7 protein-coding genes are annotated in these 7,453 nt (G+C 61.5%); 6 read left to right on the top strand and 1 reads right to left on the bottom strand.

Annotated features, from left to right (window positions below):
• Positions 1-358: 358 nt before the first annotated feature.
• From HU218_RS05800 to ugpQ, 6 genes are all read left to right on the top strand, one after another.
• Entirely contained in the window at positions 359-1,327 is a 969-nt protein-coding gene (locus tag HU218_RS05800) for a DMT family transporter (protein ID WP_174873991.1), read from the top strand.
• Between the two features lie 227 nt (positions 1,328-1,554).
• Positions 1,555-2,622, top strand: coding sequence for an extracellular solute-binding protein (locus tag HU218_RS05795; protein WP_174873990.1), 1,068 nt, complete (start codon positions 1,555-1,557; stop codon positions 2,620-2,622).
• A 90-nt stretch (positions 2,623-2,712) separates the two neighbouring features.
• Complete coding sequence (locus HU218_RS05790; protein WP_217450728.1) at positions 2,713-3,807, top strand: ABC transporter ATP-binding protein; 1,095 nt, start codon at positions 2,713-2,715, stop codon at positions 3,805-3,807.
• A 5-nt stretch (positions 3,808-3,812) separates the two neighbouring features.
• Positions 3,813-4,682 carry an ABC transporter permease gene (locus HU218_RS05785; RefSeq protein WP_174873989.1) on the top strand — a complete coding sequence of 290 codons (870 nt, stop codon included), beginning with the start codon at positions 3,813-3,815 and terminating at the stop codon, positions 4,680-4,682.
• Between the two features lie 10 nt (positions 4,683-4,692).
• On the top strand, positions 4,693-5,556 hold the full coding sequence (locus HU218_RS05780; RefSeq protein ID WP_174873988.1) for an ABC transporter permease: 864 nt from the start codon (positions 4,693-4,695) through the stop codon (positions 5,554-5,556).
• Position 5,557: 1 nt separating this feature from the next.
• Positions 5,558-6,307, top strand: coding sequence for a glycerophosphodiester phosphodiesterase (gene ugpQ / locus HU218_RS05775; protein WP_246210730.1), 750 nt, complete (start codon positions 5,558-5,560; stop codon positions 6,305-6,307).
• Positions 6,308-6,376: 69 nt separating this feature from the next.
• On the opposite strand, the gene HU218_RS05770 is transcribed toward ugpQ, so the two are convergent.
• The gene (locus tag HU218_RS05770; protein WP_174873987.1) at positions 6,377-7,294 is read right to left on the bottom strand and encodes a bestrophin family protein; all 918 of its coding nucleotides are present in this window, start codon (positions 7,292-7,294) and stop codon (positions 6,377-6,379) included.
• Positions 7,295-7,453 lie beyond the last annotated feature (159 nt).

Genomic DNA, 7,453 nt, shown 5'->3' with positions numbered 1-7,453 from the left:
ACGTTCGGTTACCTGTTTGACGGCTTCAATCTTGAATTCTTCGGGGAAAAGCTGCCTGCTCATGACACCTCCTTGTAGGGCCTAGTGTGAGGCTCACGAGGTATCTAGGAAAGGAGGGGCGATTCAGCCCGGCCCGTGCTGACGACGTCCGCCAACGCACGCGGTGGCCAACGTTGGCCGCGCAACGACACCGCCAAATAGAAAGCCCGCATGCGCGGGTTTTTTCGTTTCTACCTGTGCTTGCCAAGAGGGGTTACAGGTGCGGCACAAGCTATGTGATTCGCGATTGAGCAATCTGGTACAAGACTCCTAGATGCGGCCAACGTTAGACTTCAGCGAAATTTTGAGGAGATTTACCTTGTTGGCTGGAGTCATATACGCGCTTGTTGCAGGGTTGATGTGGGGCTTGGTATTTGTCGCGCCACAAATGTTGCCAGAGTATCCGGCAGCTCTGCTGTCGGTGGGTCGCTACCTGGCATTTGGGCTGATTGCGCTGCCGCTTGCCTGGCTGGATCGTAGCGCTTTACGGCAGTTAAGCCGCAGTGACTGGCTGGAAGCGGTGAAGTTGGCCGCAGTCGGTAACTTGCTGTACTACCTGTTTCTCGCTAGTGCTATCCAGCGCGCGGGTGGCCCGCTGCCGACAATGCTGATCGGCACGCTGCCGGTCGTGATTGCTATTTCTGCCAATTTGCGCGATCACCGCCGGGATGGGCGCTTGCCTTGGCTGCGGCTGCTCCCGTCGTTGCTGCTGATCGTGGCTGGCATTGCCTGCGTCAATAGTGTGGAGCTGGATGCGCTACGCCATGATGGCGGCGCTGACCTTTGGCGCTATGCGGGCGGTGCTGTGCTCGCTTGCTTTGCCGTGGCATGCTGGACTTGGTACCCGCTGCGCAATGCAGACTGGTTGCGTGATCATCCGGGTCGTTGCCCGCGTACCTGGGCGACGGCCCAGGGGATCGCCACGCTGCCATTGGCACTGTTGGGCTTCGTGTTGCTTTGGCTAGGCAATGCCGCCGGCGGCAGTGAGTATGCCATGCCGCTGGGACCGCAGCCTGAGCGCTTCCTGCTACTGATGGCCCTCATCGGGTTGCTGGCTTCGTGGCTAGGTACACTGTGCTGGAACGAAGCCAGCCAGCGGTTACCCACGGCATTGGTAGGGCAGCTGATCGTTTTCGAAACGTTGGCCGCACTCGGTTATGCCTTTGTGTGGCGTGGTGAAGCGCCATCCTTGCTTACGCTGGCGGGCATCGTATTGCTGGTGGCTGGGGTGCTGTGGGCGCTACGGATTCGACCGGAGCCGTTTGCAGCTGAGGGGCATGCTGGCTAAGTGGCAATTCTGTGCCATACGACACTGTTGTAATAAAACATACAGCAATCGATCAAAAAACCAACATTTCGAGCTTTTGTTAAACATGTGCGTAACATGGCCTATATATTCTCAGGTGCTGGCCCGGTTACCGTAGCCCCGCCATAGTGGTAGCAGCGGTGGCCGGATTCACAGTCATTACCGGTGGCTGTGCGTTTGTCTATCCATACACGAGGGAGTGGCAATACATGTTCAAGCAAGCTTCGAAATTGTCCGCCGGCGTCATGCTGGTGGCTTGTGCCCTGAATGCCAACGCAGCCGATTCCGTCCTGCGCTTGCTGACCTGGGCTGATTATGCGCCGCAAGCCGTTGTTGACCAGTTCAAGAAAGAAACCGGCATCACCGTTGAGGTTACCCTGTCCAACAACGAAGAAATGATCTCCAAGCTGCGCGCCACCGGTGGTGCCGGCTTCGATCTGGCCAATCCGAGCCAGGACCGCATTACTGGCCCGGCTCGCGAGTTTGGTATCTACCGTCCGATCGACCTGTCCAAGGTCAAGACTGCCAACTTCATTCCATCCATGCTCAGCGCCACCGAAAAGGTGACCGGGCTGAATGGCAAGGTGTATGGCCTGCCGCTGTTCTGGGGAACTGACGGTCTGGTGGTGAACGCCGCCAAGAGCAAGGCTGCTGATTATGGTGATCTGTGCAGCGCGCAGTATGCCGGCAAGACCGCAGTTCGCCTGAAGCGCCCGACCCTGATCGCACAGGCTTTCGCCATGGGCAAGGATCCGTTCAAGGCCTATGCCGACCCGAAGGCCTATGAGGCGATCATGACCGACGCCGGCAACAAGCTGATCAGCTGCAAGAAAAACCTGAAGTACTTCTGGGAAAGCAAGGACCAGCTGCTGAACGACATTCGCACAGGCGAAGTAGTGGCCGCGCAGATGTGGGACGCCGGCGGCTGGAAGCTGAACAGCGAAAACCCGACGCTCAAGTTCGTAGCGCCGAAGTCCGGCGCACTGGGCTGGGTAGATACATTCGCCATTCCGGCCAAAGCCAAGAATCTGGATGCTGCCTACAAGTGGATCAACTTCATTACCCGTCCGGAAATCGCCGCCCAGGTGGCCAAGTCTGCTGGTAGCTTCACTGCGGTGAAGGGTGCCGAGAACTTCATGGATGCGCAGATGAAGAAGCAACTGGCCGAATCCTTCCCGCCGGCAGCGATGAAAAACATCAAGTGGTACCCAGCGATTCCGGCTGGTCTGGAAGAGATCGACGGCAAGGTGTTGGATCGCGTAAAAGCCGCTAGCTAAGCACTGCTGCCAGCCACGCAAGTGGCTGGCTATTCCTGTCAGGCCGCATTCGCGGCCTTTTTCGACACCGCCTGCCTGAAGGGGCTTTTCATGCCACCTGTGATGCAACATGACGCTATCGATTTGTCGGTACGCGGCGTCAGCAAACACTATACCGCCTTTACTGCCGTTGACCGTCTCAGCCTGGACGTAGCCAAGGGCAGCTTCTTTTCCATACTCGGCCCGTCCGGCTGTGGCAAGACCACGCTGCTGCGCATGATTGCCGGCTTTATCGCGCCGGACGAGGGCGATATTGTCATCGGTAACCAGTCGATGCGCGGCGTGGCGCCCAACCGCCGCCCGGTGAACATGGTATTCCAGCATCTGGCGCTGTTTCCGATGATGTCGGTGGGGGACAACGTCGGTTACGGCTTGGCGCGGCGTGGCCTGGCCAAAGCCGAAATCCAGCGGCGCAGCGAGGCGATGCTGGAGCGCGTCGGCCTGCCCGGCACCGCAGGCAAGCGTATCGACCAGTTATCCGGTGGCCAGAAGCAGCGGGTGGCGATTGCCCGCAGCCTGGTACTGGAGCCTACCTTGCTGCTGCTGGACGAACCGCTGGGCGCGCTGGATCTCAAGCTGCGCGAACACATGAAGCTGGAGCTGAAACAGCTACAGCACGAGATCGGCACCACCTTCGTTTATATCACCCATGACCAGAGCGAGGCACTGGTGATGTCCGACCAGGTGGCGGTGATGAACAAGGGCCGTTTCGAACAGGTAGGTACGCCGCAACAACTGTATTACCAGCCGGCCAGTGCCTTTGTCGCCGGTTTTGTCGGTAACAGCAACCGGCTGGAAGTGAACCTGTCGGCAGCCGGCGAAGGGACTGCTGCCAGCGGCCTGCCGTTGAAGTTGGCCGCACAGCAGGGCGACAGCAGTGGCAAACAGGTGCTGTTCATCCGTCCGGAAACCATCGCCTTGTCGCGTAGCGAGGCCGATGTGGCCGCGTTCGATAACCGACTGCCATGCCAGGTGGAAACGCTGTACTTCGATGGCGCCAACTCCACGGTACAGGTGCGCGATGCCCGTTACGGCACGCCGCTGCATGTGGCGCTGCCGCATACCGGCCAGCACGCCGACCTGCAACCGGGCGAGACCGTGTTTCTCGGCATCCGCGCCGAACATGCCAAGGCTTTCCGGGAGTGAGCGCCATGAACGTATTGGCCCCGCGCCGCCTTGGCCTGTTCCTGTTGCTGGCGCCCGCCGTATTGTGGCTGGCGCTGTTGATCCTGTTGCCGCACGTGGAAGTCGGCCTGCTGTCATTGCGCGAACGCGTCGGCCCCGGCGAGTTTGCCACCAGCTTCAAGCAGTACCTGACCTTCTTTGATGAGCCGCTGTACTGGCATACCTTTGTGCGCACCGCGCTGATGTCGGTAATTGTTACCGTGCTGGCACTGCTGCTGGCGTTTCCGGTGGCGTGGAGCATCGCCAAGGTGGCGCGAGGCAGGGTGCGCGCTATGCTGATGGCCGGCATCCTGCTGCCATTCTGGGCTAGCGAACTGGTGCGCATGCTGGGCTGGCTGATCCTGTTGCGGGGCAGCGGGGTGATTCCGCAGTTGCTGTTCTGGCTGGGGTTTACCGCCGAGCCGGTAGAGCTGCTGTACCACGACGCCACCATCCTGGTCGGTCTGGTGTACAGCTCGCTGCTGTTCATGCTGGTGCCGCTGATCAACGCGCTGGAGACGCTGGACGACAGCCTGATCGAGGCTGCCTATGACCTGGGCGGCAACCGGCTGGACATCCTGCGCCGCATCGTGGTGCCGCATGCCGCGCCCGGCATTGCCGCCGGCTGCATCATGGTGTTCATGCTGACGCTGGGTAACTACCTGACACCGGTAATTCTCGGCGGCAAGAACTCGATGTGGTTCACCGAGCAGATCTACACCCAGTTCATTACCCGCTTCAACTGGGAGCAAGGCTCGGCCTTTGCCTTCCTGCTGCTGGGGCTGTCGTCGCTGCTGGTATGGCTGGGGCTCAAGCTCACCGGCCAGCGTTTTGCCGACTCCATGCGTCGTACCTGAGGAGCCTGACATGATTCCAAGCCTGCCGGACAACCGCTGGCTGCTGCGTGGCCGCAGCCTGTACCTGGCCGCGTTCTTCCTGTTCCTTTTGCTGCCCCTGTCGGTGGTGGCGGTATTTGCCTTCAACAATTCGCTGTTTCCCACACCGCCGTGGAAGGGCTTCACCCTCGACTGGTTTGTGGCCAACGCCGGTGGCCGTACCGGTTTGCTGTTCGATAGCGAGCTGCTGGCCAGTATCTGGAACAGCTGCAAAGTGGCGTTCTGGGTCAGCCTGATCTCGGTGCTGCTGGGCACCAGCAATGCTTTCCTGCTGGAGCGCGCCGAGTTTCGCGGCAAGGGCCTGTTCACCACGCTGATGCTGGTGCCGCTGGTGATTCCGGGGGTGATTCTCGGCATTTCCATCCTCGCGTTTGCCAGCCAGATCGCCAACTTTCTCTACGATAGCTGGGAGATCGAGCTGGAATGGCTGCGTCCCGGTCTGCCGCTGGTGGTGATGGGGCAGGTGTCCTACATCATCACCATCGCCACGCTGACCATCGCCGCACGGCTCAAGCGTTTCGATACCTCGCTGGAAGAGGCCGCGTTGAACCTGGGCGCCAGCCGCTGGGCGATCCTGCGCACCATTACCCTGCCGTATCTAAAGCCGGCCATCATCGGTAGCGGTGCGGTGGCCTTCCTGCTGTCGTTCGAGAACTTCAACACCACGCTGATGCTGGTGGGTAGCGACAACCCGCTCACCATCCTGATGTACGGCCGCATGCGCGAGGGCGCCTCGCCGGTGCTCAACGCCGTCAGTCTGGCACTGATGCTGGTTTCGGCACTGGCGGTGGTGTTGCTGTACCTGCGCAAACCGCAGCAAGCGGGGGACAACTGATATGGCGCAAGCGATGCAGACGGCGTGGCCGTATCCCTATTTGTTCGCCCATCGCGGTGGTGGCCGGCTGGCGCCGGAGAACACCCTGGCTGGCATGGCGACCGCCGTGCAATACGGCTACGGCGCGGTGGAGTTCGACGTCAAACTCAGCGCCGATGGTATCTGCGTGCTGCTGCATGACGACACGCTGGAGCGCACTAGCAATGGCCAGGGGTTGGCCGCACAGCACGACATTGCCGCGCTGTCGCGGCTGGATGCCGGCAGCTGGTTTGCGCCGCGCTTTGCCGGCGAGCCGCTGCCCACCTTTGCCAGCATTGCCACCTACTGCCGCGCACACCGGCTGCTGGCCAATGTCGAGATCAAGCCCTGCCCCGGGCGCGAGCAGGAAACCGGACGTGAAGTTGCGCGCCAGGCCGCCGCGCTGTGGCAGGGCCATCCGGCCGCGCCGCTGTTGTCGTCATTTGCCTGGGAAGCGCTGCTGGCGACACGTGATGTCGCGCCGCAGTTGCCGCGTGGCTGGCTGATCGAGGAGCAATGGCCGGCCGACTGGGCCGAACGCCTGGCCGAACTGCAGGCGGTATCGCTGCACAGCGACCATCTGCTGCTGACCGCCGAGCGGGTGGCGGCGGTACGCGCCGCCGGCTATCGCGTACTGGCTTACACCGTCAACGATCCGGCGCGCGCCACCGAGCTGCGGCAGTGGGGCGTCGATGGCATCTTTACCGATGCGCTGGACACGATCCGCCCCTGAGCCTGGCGCGCAGTAACAAAAAAGGTTGGCCGCATGCGGCCAACCTTTTTTCATTACCACGGCAACGATTCAGTGCAGGTAGATGCCGTCGCTGCCCGGCGCGGAGACCGTCATCGCGACACCCTGGATGTCGCGCAGCGAGGCTTCGATATTGTGGCTCATCGCCGCCAGCGGCAGGTCGTTACCCTCCTTGCCGAAGGGCTCTTCCAGCTCGTCGCCCAGCGTATCCAGCGCCAGGAAGGTATAGGCGATGAAGACCGCGATCAGCGGCGTTACCCAACCGATGCTGGTGGTCAGCCCGATCGGCAGCAGCATGCAGTAGATGGTGACGGTGCGGTTGAGCAGCACCCGGTAGGTGAACGGGATCGGGGTATTGCTGATGCGCTCGCAGCCGCCCTGTACCTCCACCAGGATGTCCATATTCTTGTCCAGCACCTGCCACTGCCAGTCGTTGAGATGCCCGTCACTGCGCATGCTCGCCAATAGCTGCTGCAGCCAGGCGGCGATCAAGGCCGGCGGGTTGCGACCCGCCAGTACCCGCTGGCACACCTCGGCCGGCAGCAGGCGCTGCAGGTGCGCGCTGACATCGTCCTGGCGCAGATGGCCTTTCAGCGCATAGATGAAAGCGCAGATGCCGTCGATCAGCCGTGGCGTCTGCGGCGCGGCCGGGGCCAGTGCCAGGCTTTTGCCGCTCAGCTCGCGGCCGGCAATCAGCAACGCGCCCCACAGCTTGCGCGCCTCCCAGAAGCGGTCGTAACTGGCCGAATTGCGAAAGCCGAGGAAGATCGCCAGTGACACCCCCAGCAGGGTGAAGATGTAGATATTCAGCGAGGACTGCGCGTGATGACTTAGCCACCACGGCGCCGACAGGCTGGCCAGGACGGAAATGGCCAGCACCAGCAGCAGGCGGCTGAGGATGCGCGGCACGACAGAGCCGCGCCAGACAAACAGCAGGCGGAACCAGTGATAACGGGGGCGAACGATCATGATGTGGTGGTGAGTGGTGGGGGCAGCCGCCCATCATAGGCGTTATGCTGCACTGCGGTAAACGATGCCAGTGTGCCTTTTATGTATCCGCAAGCAACACGGCGGCTAAATGCTTGATTTGCAGCAATGGCGCCCCGATGCCGCTGGGCTAAGGTCGCT

Source organism: Vogesella oryzae, from assembly GCF_902829295.1.
Lineage (GTDB): Bacteria > Pseudomonadota > Gammaproteobacteria > Burkholderiales > Chromobacteriaceae > Vogesella > Vogesella oryzae.
The sequence above is the reverse complement of the archived record's forward strand: the minus strand, read 5'-3'. Positions and strand labels throughout refer to the sequence as shown.